Here is a 22243-nt window from a genome sequence, read left to right as displayed (position 1 = left end):
CGCGTTTCCGCGCTCCAATATGCTAAACACGTCTCGTGTAGGCCGTCAGGGCTACAAGAGTCTGGGCTAAGATGCTCCCTCAAGTGCTGCGTTGACTTTCGGGCCGACTGCGGAGACCGAACCGCGGTGATTCCAATCAGCAATCGCGATGCCCAAAATGGGCAGAATTATCTGCTCGAAGTGGCACCGAGTTGTGCCAGCCGAGGTTCGATACAGCACCGTCAGCACCCAGCGGCAGGCGGCCACGTGCAGCCGTTCCCGCGCCGTCTCCGCTGGCATCGCCGCGACCGTGTCGTGAAGAGTAGTAAGGATAGTTGCCGGCATCGGAGGTGACCGCGACCACGATGGGCGCGTTCTTCTGCCGGCGCGAAGACCAGGGCATCGAGTGCTGGTGGCTGGAAACCGGCAAAGGCAGCAAGACCCGCCTGGTGCCGGCCACGGACGAGCTGATTGCCGAACTGGCGCGCTACCGCCGCGCCCACGCGTTGCCGCCTGCCCCGCAGTTCGGGGAGACGCGACGCTTGGTCCTGCCGGTGATTGGAAGCGGCGAGAAGCCGCTGTCGCGCGGAGCGCTGCACCTGATTCTGAAAGACGTATTCGGCATGGCCGCGGCGCGCCTGCGGGCCCGGGGGCCGGAATGGGAGCCGCAAGCCGCGGTGCTGACCAGCGCCTCGGCGCACTGGCTGCGCCACACTGCTGGCTCGCACATGACCGACCGGCAGGTCGACCTGCGCTACGTCAGGGATAACTTCGGGCATGCGTCGATCTCGACGACGAGCGGCTACCTGCATAGCGAGGAGGATGCGCGGCATGAAGCCACGCAGGAGCGGCACCGGATCGGTTGGGCAGAAAAAAGTGAGGCCTGCGGATAGTTTCACGATAGTGAAACTATGAGAACCCCCATGGTTGAAAGCAGCCGTTTTGCGTTTGGAAACGCGCCTGGCGGTTAATTTCACTTTGTGAGCCTGGCTGTGGCATATAGTGCATCCTCGTTCTATGTTGTTTGCCAAGCACGCTATGCGGCTCGCGCTCGAGCTGCACCTGGGCGGGCGCGGGCATCAGAAGTCACCGGCACGCCAATAGGCGCGTTCGTCTGTCGGCGCGACGCGAGAAGTGGCTGGAGGTGATCAGCAAGCGCAACAAGATTCGGCTCGCGCCGCCACGGCGCGCAAGCGCTCAGCGGCTTGTTCGACCGGCCCTACCCGCCCTGATAAGATTTAATCGTTGAGTCTTGCTGGCCCCGGAAAGTGGGGACAAGCCCTATGCGCTGCGCAAGCTGCGGGTTCGAGAATCCGGCAGGCGCCAAGTTCTGCGAGGAATGTGGCGCCAAGCTTGTGCGCGCCTGCCCGGCCTGCGGGCAAGAGGTGAGCGCGAGCGCCAAGTTCTGCAGCGAATGCGGCGCGCCGTTGGGCGCGACGCCCCCTATTGCGGGACTTGCGCCCAGCGCCCCCATTGACTACACCCCTCCCTATCTGGCCGAGCGCATCCGGGCGGCGCAGGCAGACATGGAAGCCCGCGGCGCGGCGGACGGCGAGCGCAAGACAGTTACCGCGCTGTTCGCCGACATGGCCGGCTCGACCGCGCTGATTCACGACCTTGACCCCGAAGACGCGCGCCGCCTAATTGACCCGGTGCTCGCGCTGATGATGGAGGCCGTGCATCACTATGAAGGCTATGTGGCCAAGTCCATGGGCGATGGCATCCTGGCGCTGTTCGGCGCGCCAATCGCAAATGAAGACCATCCGCAGCGGGCCTTGCTGGCGGCGCTGCGCATGCAGGATGCCATGCGCCAGTACGCCGACAAGGTGCGTGTCGCCCAGGGAATCGCACTACCGATCCGCGTTGGCATCAATACCGGCGAAGTGGTGGTGCGCACGATCCGCATCAGTGATTTGCACACCGACTATGACCCCATTGGAAATTCCATCCACATTGCCTCGCGCATGGAGAGCATCGCCATGCCCGGCTCGATCGTCGCGAGCGCACACACCTACAACCTGACCGAAGGCTATTTCGCGTTCAAGCCGCTCGGCGCGACGCCGATCAAAGGGCTGCCCGAGCCGCTCGCGGTCTTCGAGGTCCTCGGTCTCGGCCCGCTGCGCACCCGGCTGCAGGTGTCGGCCAGCCGCGGGTTGGCGCGCTTTGTTGGCCGTGCCCGTGAGCTCGAGCAGTTGCACGAAGCGCGGGCGCGGGCGCAGGCCGGGCACGGTCAGATCGTCGGCGTGGTCGGCGAACCAGGGGTCGGCAAGTCGCGGCTCTGTCACGAGTTCAAGCTGCTCGCGCCGCGCGATTGCCTAGTCCTGGAAACCTTCTCGGTGTCGCACGGCAAGGCCTATCCGTATCTGCCGCTGATCGAGTTGCTACGGAACTACTGCCAGATTACGACTCAGGATGACGAGCAGCGACGGCGGGAGAAGCTCACCCGCAAGGTCCTATTTCTTGACCACACGTTGGATAGCCATGTGCCTTATCTGCTTCACTTGCTTGGTGCCGCCGAGCCTGATTCGATGCTGGCGCAGGTGGATGCCCAGATACGCCAGCAGCATACATTCGAGGCACTCACACGGCTGCTGGTGCGGGAGAGTGAGATTCAGCCGCTGGAGCTGGTCGTTGAGGACCTGCAATGGCTTGACAGCGAGACCGAGGCCTTCCTTGACTTTTTCGCCGAAAGCCTAGCCGGCAAGCGTATCCTACTTATGGTGAACTTCCGGCCCGGTTATCAGCACCATTGGTATGCGAAGAGCTATTACACCGAGTTGCGGCTCGATCCTTTGCGCGAAGCCGAAGCTCAGGATCTGCTACGAGGCCTGCTGGGCGACCCAGCAGAGCTCGCGCCCCTTGAGCATCTGATTCTGGAGCAGACGCAGGGCAATCCCTTTTTCATTGAGGAGGTGGTACAGACGCTGGTCGAGGAACAGGCGCTACAAGGTGAGCGAGGGCATTATCGTGTGCGAAGCCTGCCGAGCCAATTGCGCGTTCCGACCACTGTGCAAGGCGTACTTGCTGGCCGTATCGACCGTCTACAGCCAGCCGATAAGGCGCTGCTGCAAACCATGGCGGTGATTGGCAAGGTCATCCCATGGAGCCTCCTGGCGCGGGTAGTCGACGTGACCGAAGACAAACTGAGAAGACGACTGGCGCGACTCCAAGATGGAGACTTCGTTTTCGAGCAGCCAGCGTTTCCCGAAGTGGAGTACAGTTTTAAACATGCGCTAACCCAAGAAGTGACATATAACTCCTTGCTGAGCGATCGCCGTCGTGCTCTACATGAGTGCGCTGCGCAAGCGATTGAAGGTCTCTTCGGCACTCAGCTAGAGGAACACTACAGTGAGCTCGCGCATCATTTCAGCCGCAGCGGCAACGCCTCCAAGGCAGTTGAATACTTGCACTGCGCCGGTCGCCAAGCAGTGCAACGTTCTGCCGATGCAGAAGCGGTCACGCACCTCACCATGGCTTTGGCCTTGCTGTCAACGCTTCCCGATACTCCAGAACGCACTGGCCACGAACTCGCGCTTCAAGTTTCCCTCGGCCCGCCCATGATGGCTACAAAGGGGTTCGCTGCCCCCGAAGTCGGGGCGACGTACGCCCGCGCATTGGAGCTTTGTCACCAACTCGGAGAAACAAACCAGCTCTTCCCTGCAATACTCGGGCTGCGCACATTCCACATAGTTCGTGCGGAACTGAGGATCGCGCGCGAGTTCGCAGAGCAATTGGTTGCTCTAGCCGAAGAGGCGCAGGATCCTGCGTTACTCATACAAGCTCGGCGCGCATTAGCGGCCAGCCTATTCTGCCTCGGCGAATTGACGCCCGCTCGCACCGAGCTAGAGCAAGCTATTGCGCTTTACAATCCTAGTAAGCATCGCTCGCATGCCTTCTTCTACGGACTGGAACCCGGGGTGCAGGGCCTGGCGCTCATCGCCATGGATTTGTGGCTGCTCGGCTATCCCGACCAGGCCCTCGCACGCAGCCTTGAGTCGCTTGCATTAGCGCAGACCCCATCTCACCCTTCAGATTCGGCCGATGCTCTTGTCTTCGCTGCAGAGGTTCGTCTGTTTCGCCGCGAAGCCCAGCCAGTGAATGATCTGGCCCAGGCGCTCCTGGCGCTCTCAACCCAATACGGATTGCCGTTTGGCCTGGCTTGCGGGAACATCCTCTCAGGTTGGGCGCTAGCTCATTCCGGGCGCGCAACAGAAGGGGTGGACATGATCCAGCGAGGATTAGGCGCCTACCGCGCCACCGGAGCAGAGCTTTGGCGAACCCACTTCCTTGCGCTGCTGGCCGAAGCTTGCGCGAAAGCAGACCAAGCCGACCGAGGGCTTGCCGCCCTGGACGAGGCTTTAGCGCTGGCGGATCAGACCGAGGAACGTGTGTACGAAGCCGAACTGCACAGACTCAAGGGTGAACTGACAATTCTTGCGAGGGGTCACGACAGTCATAAGGAGGACTGTCGGCGGGAAGCTGAAGCCAGCTTCCTTCGTGCAATGGCGATCGCACACCGCCAAGGAGCTCGCTCGCTGGAGCTGCGAGCGGCGGTTGCTTTATGCCGGCTTTGGCAGAGGGCGGGCGGCAACCCAAAGGGGCGCCATATGCTGGCCAAGAGAATTTGCTGGTTCACCGAAGGCTTTGACACAGTGGACCTGCAGGAAGCCATGGCTCTTCTCACAGATTGCGAGCTATAACGGAGGTTTCCGCCGCCGGTCACTGTTTTTGCCCCTTGAATTCCGATGCATGGCTGGCGTCAGTTGATGCGTCGGTTCCCAAGATGGCCGCCTCGCGAAGGGCCATGCCCGACCAGAGTGGGCATGGCGCGACTCACCGTTGTCAGGCGGCAGTCTTCAACATTCCGTGAGGATCAATGACAAACTTCTTGGCTACACCTGCATCGAATTGCGTGTAGCCTTGCGGCGCTTCGTCCAGCGAAATAACCTGCACGTTCACGATATCGGCGATATCGATTCTGTCCCAAAGAATCGCTTGCATCAGGTTCCTGTTGTACTTCATGACGGGCGTCTGTCCGGTAAAGAAGCTGTGCGACTTTGCCCAGCCCTGCCCCAGGCGCAGAGATAGACTACCGCGCCGGGCCGCGGCGTCGACTGCACCAGGATCGTCTGTCACGTACAGTCCGGGAATACCGATCTGTCCGGCCACACGCGTGACTTCCATGAGTGAATTAAGAACCGTAGCCGGAGCCTCCTGCTGGGAGCCACCATGCCCGTGGCCGCGCGCCTCAAAACCGACGCAGTCGATAGCGCAATCTACCTCCGGTTCGCCCACGATTGCAGCGATTTGCTCAGCGAGCGTAACGTCCAACGAGAGATCCACCGTCTCAAAACCGACCTTACGAGCGTGCTCAAGCCGAGCCTTGTTGACGTCTCCGATGATTGTGACCGCCGCCCCCAACAACCGAGCGGACGCTGCTGCAGCCAACCCAACCGGGCCAGCGCCGGCGACATAGACGGTCGTGCCCGGCTTCACCCCTGCGGTAACGGCACCATGATAGCCGGTCGGCAGAATATCCGAGAGACAGGTCAGGTCACGAATCTTCTCCATTGCCTGGTCGTAGTCCGGAAATTTCAACAAATTGAAATCGGCATACGGCACCATGACGTACTCAGCTTGGCCCCCGATCCAACCGCCCATGTCCACATACCCATAAGCACCGCCCGGACGTGCGAGATTGACGGTCAGGCAAACACCGGTGTTCATTGATTTGCACATCGGGCATCGGCCGCACGCCACGTTGAACGGCACAGACACCAAATCCCCCTTCTTGAGGGTGACTACATCGGATCCCGCCTCAATGACCTCACCCGTAATCTCGTGCCCAAGAACAAGCCCCTCAGGAGCCGTCGTTCTACCACGAACCATATGCTGGTCAGATCCACAGATATTAGTAGAGACCACACGCAGGATGACGCCGTGATTGGCCTTCTTTCCATTGGGTTCGACCAGCTCGGGGAAACGAATACCTTGAACTTCCACGACGCCTGGCCGTACATACACTACACCACGATTATCCGACACAATCTTCTCCTCGCGTTACCCCAGAAACCGGGGGCTTTTCTGAAATCTCGCGGTCACTGGGTGGACCACTGGTCCTTCCGGCACACCCCACCCCTCCACGAGTTCTCCTTGTGCGCCGTGGGTCCGGAACCGTTAAAGATCCAGGACCAGGTGCTTACCTTTGCACCCGGAGACGCAAACCATCATCGTCTTGTTGGCGTCGCGCTCTCGCTGGCTCAGCACACTGTCGCGATGATCAGGACATCCATCTATTACCGCCGTCTCGCAAGACCCGCACACTCCTTCCCTGCACGAGTAATCAATCTGCACTCCGGCTTCCAACAGCGCGTCCAGCAGCGACTTTCCCGCGGGGACAAGCACCGTCTCGCCAGAACGTTCCAGGGAGACGCTGTACTCGCCCTCTTGCGCAGCTACGGTACTGGCATCGGCCGCAAATCGCTCGATATGTACGTTCGAATAGCCAAGATCCTGGCATGCGCCTTCGAATGCGTTCAGCATTGGACCGGGGCCACAGCAGTAGAAATGCGTACCGGGGTCCTTCCCGGCCAGCAGAGTCCCGAGTTCTGGCGGACCACCTTGTTCGTCGTCGAAGTGAAAGCGCACGGAGTGTCCATAGACTGCCAACTCTTCCATAAAAGCGGCTTCGGCGAGCGACCGCGCGCAATACAACAGCGTGAACGTACGGCCAAGTTCAGCGAGCCGTCTTGCCATGCAAATGATCGGAGTCACACCGATTCCGCCCGCTACCAACACCGACTCCGCAGCTTCGTGATCCAGCTGAAAATGGTTGCGCGGTGGCGAAACCTGCAGAGTCTGCCCAACGCGCAGTTGTTCATGGACAAAGCGGGACCCGCCCCGACTGTTCCGGTCGAGCAGTACCCCTACCGTATAGCGATCACGGTTCTCCGGCGCACCGCACAGCGAGTAACTGCGAGTCAGTCCATTTCCCAAATGCAGGTCTATATGTGCACCTGGAGCGAACTCGGGCAAGACGCCTCCACAAACATCCCTCAGCTCAAGGCTAACGACCCCTTGCGCTTGATGACGGATTGCCTGCACCCTCATCGTCAATAGGCTGACTTGATTCATCTCTCTACTTCCTTCTTGCAACACCGCTTTCTTCAATGCGTTTGCGGATTGACCCGACGCTCGTTGGTACCTGAAATGGATGCTGCATCCTTCTCCAATATCCAAGCTAGCTCTTCAGCCGTCTTTCGTACTTTCGCAGCGAGTTGCTCCATCTCTCTTGTATTGAGACTTGAGGATCTGACAATGATGCCCAGTGAAGCGACCATTCCGCCTGTTAGACTCCGGACCGGCGCAGAAACCGCTGCAACGTTTCCCTCCACACCGGCTTCATGTGTTGAATACCCTCGCTCTGCTTCTTGCCGAACCATCTCGAAGAGTTCGTCGACCGTACGTATCGCTTGAGCGGACTGCCCCTGTAGTTCCGCGTCCGAGTAGAGCGAATGCAACTGTTGCAGCGTCAGTTCCGCTAGAAGCGCTCGGCCCAGAACGGTGCGATACGCCGGTAAGCTCGTGCCAATCGCCGTGTTTCCCAGGAGCAGTCTGTCAGGATCCGCCTTTGCAACACAGATCGCCAACCGTCCGTCGCGGACCGCAAGGTGGCTCGGATAACCGGTTTCTTCACTAAGCCGCCTCAACAGGGGATTGCTCAGTTCCGTCAGGTCCCTGGATGCAAGCTGATCGAAACCAAGCCGAAGCACCCCCAAGCCAACACGGTACGCATGGCTGGTGCCGACACGCTCTACACAGCCGGTAGCTTCCAGTGTCGCCAGCAACCGGAACACTGATATCCGCGGCAACTTCAACCTTTCACATAGCAGCGGTGCCGTCATTGGCGCGCGATGCGCCATCATCTCCATGAGCAGGCGAAGGCCTCTTTCCAGGCTCCTGACCGGAACCTCCGCGCCGAAGCCATCCGCCGCACCGATACCGATACTGCTCCCCTCCGCCCGTCGCTTCGGGATAGCGAGTTCATTGGCTGCGGGAGCCGCAATGTCCCTGGTCACGATTCTCGTCATAAGCATCTGCTTACGCCTGCTATCTCTTGTCATAGATCGCGGCAACGGTGTCCAAAAATCTGAAAAAGAATGAGGTAAGGCGAATCGAAAGTATTCATTTCGCCTTACCGATCCTGCAGATCGTCAGAAGCGGTGCCTCATCCCAAACCGCACCGCGGTCTGGCTGGATCCAGACGACGGCCCGCCAATTGCAGCCACCACCTGCGGGCCGAAGCCACGATCACGTCCGTAAGCGCCTACCAGATACACATCCGTCCGCTTGGAAAGCTGGTAGTCGACGCTGAGCGTGAGTTGCTGGGCATTGCCGACGTCGTTGTTGCGGGCCTGGTACTGGTAACCAAGGCCAATTGAGAGCGGCTGCATCAGGGTATATACCGCACCCAGCTCATAGGTTGTTGCTCTGGGCTTTTCGCCGCTTGAAATGCGGACGTCTGAGACCAGGCCAAATAGCCGTACCGCCTTGAAGCTGTACGCCGCACCACCGATGACAATCCGCTTCGTACTGTTATCTACGGCATTTTTCTGCGTGTAGTAGGAGACGGAAGCACCAAACGGGCCATTGTTGTAGTTGGCGATAACGCTGGTGGTTGCGCTTTTTCCGAGTGAGCCGGCCACTTCGCCGAAGCCGTACATTGCACCGAAATCGAAGCCGCCGAAATTCGGAGAGACGTACTTGACCGAGTTATCCACCCAATCGCCCCAGACGCGGTTGTCCAGCGTATACCCCCCGGCGCTGTACGAAGGAAGGCTCCACGCAAGCAGACCCGCCGGCGTATTGGAAGCAACCGCATAGGCGGGGAAGTACCAGCCTATGAAATCATATTGCCGCCCCATCGTCAGCGTGCCCCAGGGGCCCTGCGCTCCAACGTACGAGCCATATCCGAAGAGGCGGCCGCCGGCACCCAGCACACCGGTGTCCAACTGGAAGCCACTCTCCAGCTGGAAAAGAATCTTGTTGCCGCCGCCGACATCTTCGTAGCCGCGCATCCCCCAACGGCTGCCTTGTGCCACACCCGCCATGAGCGCTACTTGAGAACCTTCCGCTCCGTTTTGGCCAACAACATTATTGGTGTATGTCAGACCCGAATCGAGCAAGCCATATAGTGTCACGGACGATTGGGCAAATGCTGTCCCCGTCAATAGCGACAAGCCTGCAAGCAAATATTTCCTGCAACGCACAACTCCTCCTCCCTGCCTTTGAATAATATTAATTAGCAAAATGCGATCGAATGCATTCAGCTTGATCATCGCCGTGCGTGGCGCTCAGCGTCGGCTATCTAGCCATCGAGTGAGTGAATCCGGTGCATCAGCAACCAGTAGCTGCATGCCTTTTTTGTGAGTCAACGGGCCCCGTACAACGCCTTTTTGGCCTCCGGCGAGAGCCATTGCTCGACGGTCTTCTTGTTCTCATTGATGTAGGTGCGCGCTGCTGCGCGAGGAGGAATCTTCTTGTCCGCCATCTCAGCAATGACGCGATTGATGTCTTCCATGGGAACGCTCACGTTTTGCATGAGTCCCACAATCGCGGGCGAACCTTTCGCAAAGTCTCTGGAAAGCGCAGTTGTCAGGTTTGTCGCCGGGGAGGCAGACCCGCAAGGATTCGACGAGGGGTTCTCATGGATCGTCTTCCAGCATGCACTATTGAATTCTGGCTCTTGCAGTTGAACCGATTTATATTTTCCCAGAATGTTCGACGGCCCCCAGTATGTGAAGAGAATAGGCTTACCGCGCTGGAACGCCGATGCAATTGCAGCGTCGAAGGCCGCTCCTGTTCCTGGTCGGAAGTTGTTGTAGGACGCCGTCAGCTTGTAGGCTTTCAGGCGCTGGTTGTTATCCTTTTCACACGCCCACCCCGTCGGGCAATTGTAGAATCGTCCCTTGGTGGGATCCTCGTCGTCGCGGAACACTTCCGCATATCGAGCAAGGTCAGAGACCGACTTGAGGTTTGGGGCAATGGGCTTGATCCCGCGCACCGGATCGCCATGAATAACATACTCAGGCACAAACCAGCCTTCGCGTCCACCTCCCTTGACGAGTGAGCCGACCAGCTGGATGCTCCCACGTTCGGCGGCACGCTCAAAAGACTCCGTGCGACCTTGCCAGTATTCCACGAATACTTGCAAGTCATTGTTCAGCAATGCCGCCTGTGTAATCGGGCTAGACCCCACCACCGCTTCCGTCTTACAGCCATAGCCTTTCTCGATGATCTCACGCATCAGTTCCGTAAAAAACTTGCCACTATCCCATCCAATCTCTGCAAACTTTATCGGACGACCACTCTCGCACCAGCTGGAATCGCTTGCCAATGCAGCATGTGCAAAAAGTAGTGAAGTGGCAGCGACAGCGATCTTTGCGGCTTTTTTTACTTTGCCTTCCATTGTTTCCTCCAGGTGATATCTCGTACCCCGCTGGGTGGGGCGATTTAATCAGGCTGCTGCGCATTCTTTTGTTGCGCATGACTTGCTCTGGCAGCGGCATGGCCGTGTGAGATCAGATCCGCGTGCGAGGCATTGGCCAACGGGCTACGTTGGTAAGTCATATGTTTATGTGTGTGCGCACGTTTGACTCAATCAATCCTATGGTGCGTCGCACCAATAGGTCAGAAGCAGCCAGCAGGCGGAGGACCTTTTCAAGGTCACTGTGCGGAGAAAGCACCAAACTGGGTGTCTGTGTGCTTGATAAAGCGGGCAGAACGGAGGCGTTATACCCGGTGGCTGGCCTGTCTGAATTGAGAATGCCGGAGATCAGCGATGTGCGCCTGCGGAGATCGTGCGTGCAAGGTGGTATGCCGGCGAGATCAGCCTTTTCCCTTTACATGGCGGAGTGCCACTTCCAGAGGCGAGCCGTCACCTTTGAATTCTTCGAGCACGATGTTCGATGTCACTTCGAGCACCCCAGGTGTCTTGTAAAGGCGGCCAATCACGAAGTCTGCGTACTCCTTCAGCGAGCGTGCGCGCACCAGAAGGATGTAATTGCTCGACCCTGTGATGACGTACGCATAGGCAACTTCCGGCCATTCCGCCACTGTCCTCTTGAATGCCTCATGCCAGCCTTCGCCGTCTGGACGCATGGTGACTTGCACGATTGCCTGCACCTCTAGACCGAGATTAACGGAGTCCAGTTGAACCTTGTACGCCTTGATGACGCCGTTCTGCTCAAGCTGCTTCACACGGCGTAGGCAAGCAGATTGAGAAAGGCCAACCTGCTTAGCGAGGTCCAGGTTCGTGATCCGCCCGTCCATTTCCAGTGCGCGAAGAATGGCGATATCGATTGTGTCCAGATCGGTTTGCATAAAGTTAGACAAAGACGAGGTTTCATTGAATCTTCTTGCGCCAGGATGCGAAGGCGCCGCAGCAAAACGAAGCACATTTCGTATCCAGCCGCGTAATATTCTCCGCAGATCGTATCGGAACGGAGGCCTCGTGCAAAGTCATCGTTATGCCGCAGCTGGCATCTGGGACATCTCGCCATTGATACATGCGGGAACGCCCGTATGGCCAGGCGATACCAGCTTCAGCCATGAGCGCATCTGGCGGATGGAAGCAGGCAGCCCTGTGAACGTCGGACGCATCACGCTATCCCCGCATACCGGGGCACATGCCGACGCCCCAGTGCACTATGAAAGTGAGGGGCTCGGCGTCGCCGCGGTCGACTTAACCAAGTACATTGGCCCGTGCCGCGTTGTTCGGGTTGTGCCTCAGAACGGCGTGATCGAGCCAGAGTGCCTTCCGAAAGCACTTTGGGAGTCCTCGCCTCCTCCCCGCTTGCTGTTGCGCACCTATCAGGTGACTCCTGTTGGCTGGGATTCGCACTTTGCTGCCGTAGCTCCCGCGACCATCGACCTATTGGCCGAGTCCGGTGTCCAGCTCCTTGGAATAGACACGCCATCTTTGGATCCACAAGAGTCGAAAACGATGGATGCCCATCGGCGCATCGCAGCGCACGACATGGCGATCCTGGAAGGCATTGTGCTGGACGGCATCCTCGACGGCGACTATGAATTGATCGCGTTGCCGCTGAAGCTAGCAGCACTGGACGCCAGTCCTGTACGCGCCATTCTGCGGCGAGCGCCGCAATCCCCCATCACATCCTTGATTGGAGTATGACAATGAGCTGCCCAATGGGTCACACCGTGACTAATAACACCGGGGCTGAACAATGGCACGGTGCTCAGATGGATTTCGCCAAGGACATGAGCTACGGCGACTATCTCCACCTGGAGCCCGTTCTGTCCGCACAGCACCCCTTGTCCCCGGACCACAACGAGATGCTGTTCATCATCCAGCATCAGACGTCTGAACTATGGATGAAGCTGATGCTTCACGAGCTTCACGCGGCCAGGAATGAGGTTCGCACCGACAAATTGGCGCCTGCGTTTAAGAAACTTGCACGTGTCTCCCGCATCATGGATCAGCTGGTGCAGGCATGGAACGTATTGTCGACCATGACGCCGTCCGAGTACTCCTCGATGCGCCCGTACCTGGGGATGTCTTCTGGCTTCCAGTCCTACCAGTACCGCGAGATCGAGTTTCTTCTTGGCAACAAGAACGCTTCGATGCTCCGTCCCCATGCACACCGGGACGACCGGCTCCAGCCTTTGCAGGCAGTGCTGCATAGCCCTTCCCTTTATGACGAAGCACTGAAACTGATGGCGCGAAATGGCCTGTCGGTCGATCTGGCATGCTTGGAGAGGGACTGGTCGCAGCCATGGTCTTACCAGCCTTCCGTTGAAGCTGCATGGGCCCTCGTCTATCGCGACCCGGAGAGTTACTGGAATCTGTACCAGCTTGGAGAAAAGCTGGTTGATATCGAGGACTCCTTCCGCCAATGGCGCTTCCGTCATGCTACGACCGTTGAGCGCGTCATCGGCTTCAAGCGTGGTACCGGTGGCACGGAAGGGGTTGCCTACCTTCGCAAGATGCTTGACGTCGAACTCTTCCCTGAATTGTGGCGTGTCCGCACCGCACTGTAAGTAGTCCCTAACCTTTGCATAGCCCCCACCATGTTTAATAACGTTGAGGCCTATCCAGGCGACCCCATCCTTTCGCTGCTTGAAGGATTTCTCGTTGACTCCCGCGAGCAGAAGACAAACCTGAGCATCGGTCTCTACTACGACGACCAAGGACAGATTCCCATCCTGGAGAGCGTCCAGCAAGCCAAAACGCTGCTCCAAGCCAACCCAGCGCCCCACACCTATCTTCCGATGGAGGGCGTTGCTGCTTACCGGGACGCCGTCCAACGCCTTGTGTTCGGTGCCGACGCTCCCCAGGTCACCGACGGCCAAATCGCAACCGTCCAAACCGTTGGCGGATCGGGTGCCATTCATTTGGCGGCTCGCTTCATCAAGCAGTACCTGCCCGACAGTGCCGTTTGGATGTCCGATCCAACCTGGGACAATCATCGTACGCTGCTCGAGTCGGCTGGTTTGGCGGTGAACACCTATCCCTATCTCAATGCGGCGGGCAACGGGGTCGACTTCGATGCAATGCTGAGTACGCTGCAGACGCTCCCCCTGCACAGCGTTGTTCTCTTGCAGCCATCGTGTCACAACCCCACAGGATGTGACCTGACCCCTGAGCAGTTCGACGAAGTGATTGCGATTGTTGAGCACCGGAATCTCGTGCCGTTCATCGACATGGCATACCAGGGCTTCGGCGAAGGACTCAACGAAGATGCCGGCCCTATCCGAAAGATGCTTCAGAAGGGGCTGCCCATGTTCGTGAGCAACTCATTCTCGAAGAATTTCTCATTGTATGGAGAACGTGTCGGAGGTCTCTCGGTCGTCTGCGATAGTAAGCACGTTGCTGACAATGTCGTGGGGCAACTGAAGGCGATTGTTCGCAAGATTTACTCAAGCCCCCCGGCATTCGGCGGCCAGGTTGTGGCAACGATCTTGTCGACGCCTCAACTTCGCGCCAATTGGGAGAATGAAGTCGCGGCCATGCAGGCCCGAATGGTCTCGATGCGACATGCCCTGCGAAGCGCGCTGGAGGCACAGGTCGACTACCCGGCTGACTTTCTGACGCGCCAGTCCGGCATGTTCAGCTATACCGGGCTAAGCGCCACCGAGGTGGATTACATGCGCGAAGCGCATGGGGTCTACCTGGTTCGGTCCGGCCGGATTTGCATCGCCGGGCTGAACTCTCGCAACGTTGAGGCGGTGGCAAGCAGCATCGCTGACGTCATCTCCCGTCGACGTCGGAGCTAATACCTATCCCAGCCGCGCAACCGTTGGCTGGGTGCAACCTCTCTTCATGGATCATCTGATGGTTGAAGTCATCGATACAGGTCTGAAGCCAATAGCCCAGCCATTCTCATGGGCAACCCGTGCGAATGGGATTATCTTTACGGCGCATGGACCGGTGGACAGCACAGGAACTATCGCCGGTGACGATATCGCGCAGCAAGCTCATCTGACGTTCAGCAATCTGCAGCAGGCCGTGGTTGCCTCAGGCTCATCTCTTACTGACGTGGCTCAGGTACTGATCTACCTGAAGGAAGCATCCCATATGGCCTCTGTTGACGATGTGTACCGCAGGTTCTTCTCCGCACCGTACCCTAATCGCTCCAGCGTGGTTGTAAAAGACTTTGTACATCCTGCCATGCTGATCGAAATCGTCGCCTACGTAGCCTCCAAGGACCACTAAAAGGCTCAAATCTATTGCCAGACCGCGGGGCGTAGGCAAGATGCCCCGCGCATGGCTAACGGACCTTCCTACGGCCAGTGTTGCATTGCGACGACGGTCGCATCCATTGCTGCCGATGGCTTCAGTAGCCCCCACCGCGGCCATCCAATCGTCAACTCAGTCACCTGGATCGCACGCAGCAGCATTCTCTATACCGACTCGGCTACCTTCGCGGTGTAAGATTCAGGACAAGTTCCGGCGTTCCAGCCTGGTGTCGCAACATTAGTGCGCGTCGCATCGGGGGAAGGCACATTTTCCGTATTGGCCCGTGGTGGCCTATCAAGGCTATGTCCCCAATTAGCTCGCTTCACCTGCGCCTTCCCTCGCTGAACACAATTGCCGCATTCGAAGCCTCTGCGAGGCTGTTGAGCTTTACCAAGGCTGCTGAAGAGCTGCATCTGTCTCAGGCCGCCGTCAGTCGCCAAGTACAATCACTCGAGGCACGGCTCGGCACCGCGCTGTTTATCCGCCGTCACAAGGAAATCACCCTGACACCCGCTGGGCTCGAATTTCAAGAAGCGATTGCCGAGGGGCTGCTTGCGCTGCGCAGTGCCATTGCCAGAATTCAGAACCTGAACGACAAATCCGTAACGGTTTCCGCCAGCCTTGCCATGTCGAGCTTCTGGTTGATGCCTGCAATTTTGGATTTCCAAACTGCGCATCCTGATATCCCGATACGCGTATTGGCCAGCGACAGCGTCACTGACCCGGCAAGCCCTCCTGGAGATCTCGCCATCCGCTACGGCAATGGAGTGTGGGACGACGTCAGTGCCATCAAGCTGTTTGATGAGGTAATACTGCCGGTCTGTTCACCGGCATTCTTGTCGGGTCGTGCAGCTCTCGATACCGCGGCCTTAGTCCACGAACCGCTCATCGAGCTGGATAGCCCTATCACCACCAACTCCACTTGGCGAACCTGGTTCCGAAACCGTGGAATCGCTCAGGACTCCCTCAATATTGCATTGCAGCTGACAAACCACGACCTTGTGTATCGTGCAGTCTGTGCTGGAAAAGGCATTGCATTGGGATGGTCGTATGGGGTGCTGCGAGACCTCCGCGACGGTACGCTCATCAGACCCGTACTGGACCAGGTGAGCACCGGTAACGCGGAGTTCCTTGTTCACTCTAACGACTCCCCGTTGAGTGAATCCGCAACGTTGTTCAAAGCATGGATCCTTGACTACGCTGCAAGCCAGCGCCTCGAAATTGCTGCCTTGCTTAGCGTAGCGGGCGTACCCTGACGCCCGATGCGCGATTAAGCACGTCGGGCAGGCTGCTCTCAAGGACGGTGCGCTGACAAGAGAGTTGTCCGGACCCCTACAGCATCAGCTTGCTCCTTTCGCATGTACCGTGCAGCCACGTGAAAGTGCCACGCCGCCCACAAGCCGGTCAGAGACACGCCCATCAGGACATAGCGCAGCGACTCTGCTGGATTGGCGCTACGGGAAGCGATGATATCCGAAAGGAATCCGACAACTTGTGGTGCGATGACGAGGTTAGCGACGTTCGTGGCAAAGACGATAATGCCGACCACCTGGCCTCGCATCGCCGCAGGCGTGAGATTCTGCGCCATGGAGGCAGACGGACCAATATATACATAGATGGTCGGTATAAAGATCCACAGCATTACATGAGTCAGCGTTAGCGAGGACGACGCGTACGCTACAAATGAAGGCACTGTCGCAAAGGCCGTAATCAATGCCACCAACCTAGCTTGAGAGAAGTCCGCTCTTGCAAACGACCGACTCAGTACATAAGCAGTGCACAGCATGGCAATGACTCCTCCAACGCCGTGAATTGCGCCCAGACTTTCCCCGGCACCGCCAACGGTCATATGAAAGCTTCGCGCAAGAAACGAGGGCGTCCACCAGACCAGTCCCCATCCCCAGAACGTAAGAACAGTAGTTCCCGTAATGACGTGCAGGAGCGGCTTGCAGTGACGGATGTGGTTCAAGGTTTCCCGAAAGGTGGAGCGCACTACTTCGCTTCCCGCCTGATCGAACGCGCCACGTCTCGGCTCTTTGAAGCCCAGCATCACAATGACTGCCAGGGGAAATCCGATAGCCCCGAATGCAAGCAGCACCGCGCGCCATCCATAGTGTTCCGCGATCCATCCTCCTCCGGCCGAACCCATCAGCGCACCTATCGCGGCTCCGACAGAGAAGAGACTCATGGCCGTCCCGCGCAAAGTCGGCCGGAACTTGTCCGCCAGCAAGGAAACCGCTGGAGGCATACAGCCAGCTTCGCCAATGCCTACGCCAAGGCGAGAGATGAAGAAGGTCAGCGCGGAACTACTCGCCCCACACAGCATAGTGAAGCCAGACCAGACCGCCAACGCAATGCCGATCATGCGCTTGCGGTTTACCCGGTCCGCAAGTATTCCCAGCGGCAGGCTTAGTGTGACGTAGAACAATGCGACGGCGGTGCCTGTAATGAAGCCCACCTCGCCATCGCTGAGTCTGAACTCATGCTTGATAGGCTCGATGAGAGTCGATACGACATAACGGTCTGCGATGTTGACGGCGTAGACCATTGTGAGGAGTAACAGCACCCACCACTTCGTGGCGCCCCCTTCCTTCCTTGTTTCCTGGTAGTTTGTCTCGTTGCTCATGATTATGTTTTGTCTCACCCTCGTATCTTTCACTTCTCTGAGCGACCTGCCCACTTCTGCGCGGCCAAATACGCACGTACACCGACATCCAGGAATGGTCGGCGTGGCAGCATGTCTGGCGATCCGAGCGCCATCATGTCGCCAATCAATGGATGCCCGGTATCGCACGCGAATTCAGCAATCAGGGCACCTGCAGTGGTTTGCTTTGCGATCCCAACACCATTGCAGTTGACTGCAGCATAGACGTTGTTCGATAACTGACCCCAGCCCGGGGCACCGTTCTGACTTAGCGAGAGGTATCCGGCCCAGAAGTGGTCCAGCGTCACGCGATCCAGCATCGGAAACCTGGCCCTGAATAGCACCTCGTGAGAACGCTTCATCCGCTCACGCAACGAATCCGAACAACGCAAGCTGGGCGCAAACTGGAATCCGTACCGGAACAGAATTCGATAATCCTGGGTGTAACGCAGTGTTGCACCCGCAATACCGTGTGCCGGCGTGATGCCCCAGTCATTCGTTCCGCCCAGATGCTTGCGCTCGTCAGGGTTCAACGGGCGAGAAAGGCTTGCAAACAGCACAAACGGTAGCAGCTGCCTTTTGAAACACCCAAATCGAGAGATGAATGCGTTGTTGGTCAACACTGCTTTTCTTGCAGAGACCTTCACCTCTCCTGGCAAAGTCGCAACCACCATCGAATTGGAGTCGAGCTCCAGAACGGGGGAATTCTCGAAAAGTTTCACATTCGGAGGAAGCGTGTCAGCAAGTCCTCGCGACAAAGCTGCTGGATTCAGCAACCGGGTACCGGGCGTATGGATCGCCGAATCGTAGTAACGGGTGCCAAGGCGCTCGTGAAGGGCTTCGCCGCGAAAGATTTGGTACGGCTCCCCCAGCGCCTCCAGTTCGGCGACCGTCGCGCCAAGAAGCTTACGCGAGATCTCCGGCGACACCGCACAGTCATAACGACCACTCCTGCTCCATTGACACTCAATGGCGTGGGTGCTCACCAGGTCATCCAGGCAATCAATGCCGTAACGGCTCAACCTTATGTGCCGATGACCTTTCTCAGTGTTAGCTGGATCGTGGTCATTGTTGTGCGGAAGGTCGATTGCAAAGCCGGCATTGCGGCCATGTGCGCCCTCGCCGACTTGTTGGGCCTCGAGCAGAGCGATGGATTGCGACGGGTTCAGGATTGCGAGGCGCCGAGCAGCAGACATGCCCGCATATCCTGCGCCAATCACGAGCCAGTCAAAGCTGGCCGACTTCGGTACTGACGGGCGCGGCAACCGTTTGGGCAGGATCGCCGACCAGCCGTTGGTCTTGTCATCAGCCGGGAGTAATTTCTCCGGTGACAATGGAGCGTTCATGCTGAAATCTCGGTGGAGTGGTTCGAGTTGAGGCATTAGGCAGCTGTTACAACAAAGAAAAACTGTGCTTCAGTGCCGAAATATGTAACGGTCGAACCGCGCTTAATGGAAAGCACGCCACCGACGCGGGCAACCGTATCAATACCATTGCAGCTGACACCGAACGTCCCCTGAAGCACATAGATGACTTCGTCGTAGCCAAGTGTCTTTGGCGGAGTCCGACCGCTTCTCAAGCGGCCAAAGCCTGAGGCAAGCGAATTACCAGATGCGCGCGCCGCCCAGGCAATGCCGCCACCATTGTCTTCCGCACCACCACGCCCCTCCCACTGGACATCCCCAGCGGGAGTCAGCGCAATCGCTTCCGTTTCATTCATACGAACACCTGCAAATGGGAATTGGAAACGGAATTCTAGGAAGGGCTCACAGTGGCCGAAAGCGGAAATCTCACATGCTATGCATGCAGAAATGTCAGGCACCCTTGAAGCGCTCGCTACCCACCCGCGCGTGACTAGGGTTTCCACTTAGAACCGGATGAATTGACTGAATCAAACGTGATACCGCCGATTAATGTGGCACCAGAGTTCATGCGAGAGCCCAACTGAGCCCTCTCGTTTGCACAAGTCGTACCCCACTGGAGACCATAATGTCTGGAGTTATTACCCTGCACCGCAATGCCCTGGGCGCAGAGGTCAAGGAACTATTGGATACCTACCGCCCTGGCGTCGGGCTTCACCAAGCTTTCTATACGAGTGACTCGGTGTTCGAGGCTGAGATGGAAGCGATCTGGTACAAGAGCTGGCTATTCGCCGGGATGACTTGCGATCTGCCCGAAGCGGGTACTTGGTTCACCGTCAATATCGGCCGTGCATCCGTGGTAGTCGTCCGGAGCAACGACGGTGAGATCAACGCATTCCACAATACTTGCCGCCACCGTGGCTCGAAAATCTGCCTGACCGAGCGTGGCAAGTCCCGGAACTTGGTTTGTCCATATCATCACTGGACCTATAACACCAAGGGCACGCTGATCCATGCTCGCGACATGGGCGACTCGTTTGACAAAGACGCCCACTCACTTCGCCCGGTGAAGGTCGGGGAAGTCGCTGGCTATATCTTTATTTGTCTGTCTGAAGACGCGCCAGACTTTGCTGAGTTCCAACAAACCATGTCGCCGTACCTCGAGCCGCACGGCCTGCAGGACGCGAAGGTTGCCTATGAGTCAACCATCATCGAACAAGCAAACTGGAAGCTTGTCATCGAGAATAACCGTGAATGCTATCACTGCAAGTCGGGCCACCCCGAGCTGATGCGCACAATCGCAGATGTCGAAGCAACGGACGACCCGCGCTGTTCGCCCGAGTTTGTTCAGAAGGCTCGGGATGACAAAGCTCGCTGGGATTCGCAGAGCCTGTCATACGCACATCAAAGCAAACCAGAAGAAGGGTGGCAGATCATCCGGGTGCCGATGACCCACGGACTCTCCTTCACGATGACCGGTGAGCCTGCCTCGCGCCGCCTCATGGGTTCGCTGCCTGACTTCGATGCCGGCTCCGTTCGTCTCTTGCGCTTCCCGAGCACGTGGAACCATGCACTCGGCGACCACGCGATCTCGTTCCGAGTGACGCCAATCGACGCACAGACCACCGCTGTTACGACGAAATGGCTCGTCCACAAGGATGCAGAGGAAGGGGTCGACTACGATCTTGACGCACTGACGACAGTTTGGAAGGCAACCAACGACCAGGACAGGACACTCGCCGAAAACAACCAGCGCGGCATTAACTCGCCGGCATATCAGCCGGGTCCGTTGTCGCCGTCTATGGAGTACGGTGTCGTCGCCTTCCTGGATTGGTATATTGCATCGATGCAATCCCATTTCAATAAGTAACGCCGCTCATGAAGCAAAGGCAGGGGTCGCCCGAAAAAAGCGTCCCCTGCCACACTACGTTAGCCAGTTAATTATCACGGTAGTAAGCGCAATCGCTACAGCCACCATTAGGTGCTCTGCAATAGAGTTCGCCCGATGGGCGTAGGTTTTCGAACCCTACGTCTACACACCAGTCCCTGCCCGCTGCAAGGCGCTATCTGAGCCTCGCCAAGAGGCCCGCTGCAATACTTCGTTCTCCAATAGAAGAGGGTCAGCCCTATAGCATCGCCGACGTCTAAGTCGCCTTGCCTCGGAATGTTCCCTTCATTTGTTAGCACCGCTCAGCACAGCCTTGCGATCACATCGCTAGGCTCTCAAGCTTCGCATACGTGTGTGCAGCCGGGCAACAGCGCACCTTGGGCAGGTTCTGCATCCTGGTCATCCGCTCTGTTCCTCCATTCGGCGACGGCGGTGCCTCATTTCGATTTCATCGCCTCGACAACGACCAGCGTCGCGGTCCAGGCAGAAACAGTTAGGAAGCCAACGAAGATGGCGCAGCTGCGAGGGCAAGGCTTGTCGCATCTGCTTTTTCGCAGTGACTATCCCTGATGGCTTCACCCCCCCCCCGGTTTCGATGCGTCACTGTCTCGACCATGGCCTGGATAGCGGTTCACATCGGCTTGTCGCATCTGCTATCTCCAACCCCGCTCGTCGTCTTGGCGAATCATGCGGTTCGCAAAACTAAAACGCCCGCTATATAGCGGGCGTGCCATCAATGAAAGAACTGCCTGAATAGTGAGCCGTATGTTAGGAGGCACCCACGGTACGATGCTCGACAAACTTTCTCACATAGTCATTGGCCGGCGATTCGACAATCTCCTGCGGTTTGCCTTCCTGCATCACCGTTCCATCCTTCATGATGACGATGCGTGTTCCGATCCTTAAGGCCTCGTCGAGGTCGTGAGTGATGAACACAATCGTCTTCTTCATCTCCCGTTGAATCTGCAGAAGGAGGTCCTGCATCTCGCAGCGAATTAGAGGATCCAGTGCGCTGAATGCTTCATCAAGAAGAACAATATCCGTTTCAGCGACAAGTGCCCTGGCCAAGCCGACACGTTGTCGCATGCCACCAGAGAGCTCGTCGGGATACTTGTCCCCAAAGCCTTTCAGCCCCATCTTTCCATTGACCCACGCTTCCGCCTTGTCGCGACTGACCTTGGGATCGTCACCACGCAGGAGCATTCCAAACGCGATGTTCTCGCATACCGTCTTGTGAGGCAGTAAGGCGAAGCTCTGAAACACCATACTGATCTGTCGCCGCCTAACTTCACGAAGCTCATTGTCGGGCAGCTTTACGATATCCTGACCCTGGATAAGAATCTCTCCTGCTGTCGGCTCTATCAGTCTATTGAAATGCCGGACCAAGGTGGATTTTCCCGAGCCGGACAACCCCATGATGACAAAGATCTCGCTGCTCTCGACTCGTAGAGAGACATTGTTTACGCCCAGGGTGCATCCGGTCCGCGACAGAATCTCACTTTTCTCAATCCCACCTCGCGCAAATTGAAGCGCTTCTTCCACGGCCTTCTTAGTCGGGCCGAAAATCTTGTAGACGTTCTTCACATGAAGTGCAGCATTCATCTCCCACC

At 57.7% G+C, this 22243-nt stretch carries 17 protein-coding genes and 1 pseudogene; 8 read left to right on the top strand and 10 right to left on the bottom strand.

Annotated elements, in window-relative coordinates; all coding sequences use genetic code 11:
- Positions 1-314: 314 nt before the first annotated feature.
- Both E1J61_RS28450 and E1J61_RS28445 read left to right on the top strand, forming a co-directional pair.
- Positions 315-872: pseudogene (locus E1J61_RS28450) on the top strand (tyrosine-type recombinase/integrase); the annotation flags it as partial.
- A gap of 390 nt (positions 873-1262) precedes the next feature.
- On the top strand, positions 1263-4679 hold the full coding sequence (locus tag E1J61_RS28445; RefSeq protein ID WP_133097260.1) for an adenylate/guanylate cyclase domain-containing protein: 3417 nt from the start codon (positions 1263-1265) through the stop codon (positions 4677-4679).
- Between the two features lie 142 nt (positions 4680-4821).
- Here E1J61_RS28445 and fdhA read toward each other — a convergent pair whose 3' ends face one another.
- From fdhA to E1J61_RS28415, 6 genes are all read right to left on the bottom strand, one after another.
- Complete coding sequence (gene fdhA, locus E1J61_RS28440; protein WP_133097259.1) at positions 4822-6024, bottom strand: formaldehyde dehydrogenase, glutathione-independent; 1203 nt, start codon at positions 6022-6024, stop codon at positions 4822-4824.
- 132 nt (positions 6025-6156) lie between these two features.
- Positions 6157-7113, bottom strand: coding sequence for a PDR/VanB family oxidoreductase (locus tag E1J61_RS28435; RefSeq protein WP_133097258.1), 957 nt, complete (start codon positions 7111-7113; stop codon positions 6157-6159).
- Between the two features lie 32 nt (positions 7114-7145).
- Positions 7146-8069 (bottom strand): IclR family transcriptional regulator, encoded by a 924-nt coding sequence (locus E1J61_RS28430; protein ID WP_165971564.1) that lies wholly within the window; start codon positions 8067-8069, stop codon positions 7146-7148.
- Positions 8070-8192: 123 nt separating this feature from the next.
- Entirely contained in the window at positions 8193-9317 is a 1125-nt protein-coding gene (locus E1J61_RS28425; protein WP_133097256.1) for a porin, read from the bottom strand.
- Between the two features lie 92 nt (positions 9318-9409).
- A complete protein-coding gene (locus tag E1J61_RS28420) occupies positions 9410-10447 on the bottom strand; it encodes a glycine betaine ABC transporter substrate-binding protein (protein WP_133097255.1) in 1038 nt (345 codons plus the stop codon).
- Between the two features lie 419 nt (positions 10448-10866).
- Positions 10867-11361 carry an Lrp/AsnC family transcriptional regulator gene (locus E1J61_RS28415; protein ID WP_133097254.1) on the bottom strand — a complete coding sequence of 165 codons (495 nt, stop codon included), beginning with the start codon at positions 11359-11361 and terminating at the stop codon, positions 10867-10869.
- Between the two features lie 130 nt (positions 11362-11491).
- Here E1J61_RS28415 and kynB point away from each other — a divergent pair, with 130 nt between their 5' ends.
- From kynB to E1J61_RS28390, 5 genes are all read left to right on the top strand, one after another.
- Entirely contained in the window at positions 11492-12175 is a 684-nt protein-coding gene (gene kynB / locus E1J61_RS28410; protein ID WP_243737015.1) for an arylformamidase, read from the top strand.
- Entirely contained in the window at positions 12172-13041 is an 870-nt protein-coding gene (kynA, locus tag E1J61_RS28405; protein ID WP_133097252.1) for a tryptophan 2,3-dioxygenase, read from the top strand. The genes kynB and kynA overlap by 4 nt, the downstream gene beginning before the upstream one ends.
- Positions 13042-13071: 30 nt before the next feature.
- Positions 13072-14277, top strand: a complete 1206-nt coding sequence (locus tag E1J61_RS28400; RefSeq protein ID WP_133097251.1) for an amino acid aminotransferase — start codon at positions 13072-13074, stop codon at positions 14275-14277.
- A gap of 58 nt (positions 14278-14335) precedes the next feature.
- A complete protein-coding gene (locus E1J61_RS28395; RefSeq protein WP_133097250.1) occupies positions 14336-14716 on the top strand; it encodes a RidA family protein in 381 nt (126 codons plus the stop codon).
- A 326-nt stretch (positions 14717-15042) separates the two neighbouring features.
- Positions 15043-15996, top strand: a complete 954-nt coding sequence (locus E1J61_RS28390) for a LysR substrate-binding domain-containing protein (protein ID WP_133097249.1) — start codon at positions 15043-15045, stop codon at positions 15994-15996.
- Between the two features lie 38 nt (positions 15997-16034).
- On the opposite strand, the gene E1J61_RS28385 is transcribed toward E1J61_RS28390, so the two are convergent.
- From E1J61_RS28385 to E1J61_RS28375, 3 genes are read right to left on the bottom strand one after another with little or no spacing between them, the layout of a single operon-like run.
- The gene (locus E1J61_RS28385; protein WP_133097248.1) at positions 16035-17366 is read right to left on the bottom strand and encodes an MFS transporter; all 1332 of its coding nucleotides are present in this window, start codon (positions 17364-17366) and stop codon (positions 16035-16037) included.
- Positions 17367-17395: 29 nt separating this feature from the next.
- Complete coding sequence (locus E1J61_RS28380; RefSeq protein ID WP_133097247.1) at positions 17396-18730, bottom strand: FAD-binding oxidoreductase; 1335 nt, start codon at positions 18728-18730, stop codon at positions 17396-17398.
- Positions 18731-18765: 35 nt separating this feature from the next.
- Positions 18766-19104 carry a hypothetical protein gene (locus E1J61_RS28375; protein ID WP_133097246.1) on the bottom strand — a complete coding sequence of 113 codons (339 nt, stop codon included), beginning with the start codon at positions 19102-19104 and terminating at the stop codon, positions 18766-18768.
- Positions 19105-19373: 269 nt separating this feature from the next.
- Between E1J61_RS28375 and E1J61_RS28370 the strand changes: the two genes are divergently transcribed.
- The gene (locus E1J61_RS28370; RefSeq protein WP_133097245.1) at positions 19374-20615 is read left to right on the top strand and encodes an aromatic ring-hydroxylating dioxygenase subunit alpha; all 1242 of its coding nucleotides are present in this window, start codon (positions 19374-19376) and stop codon (positions 20613-20615) included.
- A gap of 786 nt (positions 20616-21401) precedes the next feature.
- On the opposite strand, the gene E1J61_RS28360 is transcribed toward E1J61_RS28370, so the two are convergent.
- Positions 21402-22235, bottom strand: coding sequence for a glycine betaine/L-proline ABC transporter ATP-binding protein (locus tag E1J61_RS28360; RefSeq protein WP_133097244.1), 834 nt, complete (start codon positions 22233-22235; stop codon positions 21402-21404).
- Positions 22236-22243: the final 8 nt, after the last annotated feature.

Origin of the sequence: Cupriavidus sp. L7L (assembly GCF_004353535.1) — a bacterium.
GTDB lineage: Bacteria > Pseudomonadota > Gammaproteobacteria > Burkholderiales > Burkholderiaceae > Cupriavidus > Cupriavidus oxalaticus_A.
The sequence above is the reverse complement of the archived record's forward strand: the minus strand, read 5'-3'. Positions and strand labels throughout refer to the sequence as shown.

Coding starts and splice junctions, on each gene's coding strand:
- E1J61_RS28445 (WP_133097260.1), top strand. CDS start 1,263: ATGCGCTGCGCAAGCTGCGGGTTCGAGAATCCGGCAGGCGCCAAGTTC.
- E1J61_RS28435 (WP_133097258.1), bottom strand. CDS start 7,113: ATGAATCAAGTCAGCCTATTGACGATGAGGGTGCAGGCAATCCGTCAT.
- E1J61_RS28430 (WP_165971564.1), bottom strand. CDS start 8,069: ATGACGAGAATCGTGACCAGGGACATTGCGGCTCCCGCAGCCAATGAA.
- E1J61_RS28425 (WP_133097256.1), bottom strand. CDS start 9,317: ATGATCAAGCTGAATGCATTCGATCGCATTTTGCTAATTAATATTATT.
- E1J61_RS28420 (WP_133097255.1), bottom strand. CDS start 10,447: ATGGAAGGCAAAGTAAAAAAAGCCGCAAAGATCGCTGTCGCTGCCACT.
- E1J61_RS28415 (WP_133097254.1), bottom strand. CDS start 11,361: ATGCAAACCGATCTGGACACAATCGATATCGCCATTCTTCGCGCACTG.
- kynA (WP_133097252.1), top strand. CDS start 12,172: ATGACAATGAGCTGCCCAATGGGTCACACCGTGACTAATAACACCGGG.
- E1J61_RS28400 (WP_133097251.1), top strand. CDS start 13,072: ATGTTTAATAACGTTGAGGCCTATCCAGGCGACCCCATCCTTTCGCTG.
- E1J61_RS28395 (WP_133097250.1), top strand. CDS start 14,336: ATGGTTGAAGTCATCGATACAGGTCTGAAGCCAATAGCCCAGCCATTC.
- E1J61_RS28390 (WP_133097249.1), top strand. CDS start 15,043: ATGTCCCCAATTAGCTCGCTTCACCTGCGCCTTCCCTCGCTGAACACA.
- E1J61_RS28385 (WP_133097248.1), bottom strand. CDS start 17,366: ATGAGCAACGAGACAAACTACCAGGAAACAAGGAAGGAAGGGGGCGCC.
- E1J61_RS28380 (WP_133097247.1), bottom strand. CDS start 18,730: ATGAACGCTCCATTGTCACCGGAGAAATTACTCCCGGCTGATGACAAG.
- E1J61_RS28375 (WP_133097246.1), bottom strand. CDS start 19,104: ATGAATGAAACGGAAGCGATTGCGCTGACTCCCGCTGGGGATGTCCAG.
- E1J61_RS28370 (WP_133097245.1), top strand. CDS start 19,374: ATGTCTGGAGTTATTACCCTGCACCGCAATGCCCTGGGCGCAGAGGTC.
- E1J61_RS28360 (WP_133097244.1), bottom strand. CDS start 22,235: ATGAATGCTGCACTTCATGTGAAGAACGTCTACAAGATTTTCGGCCCG.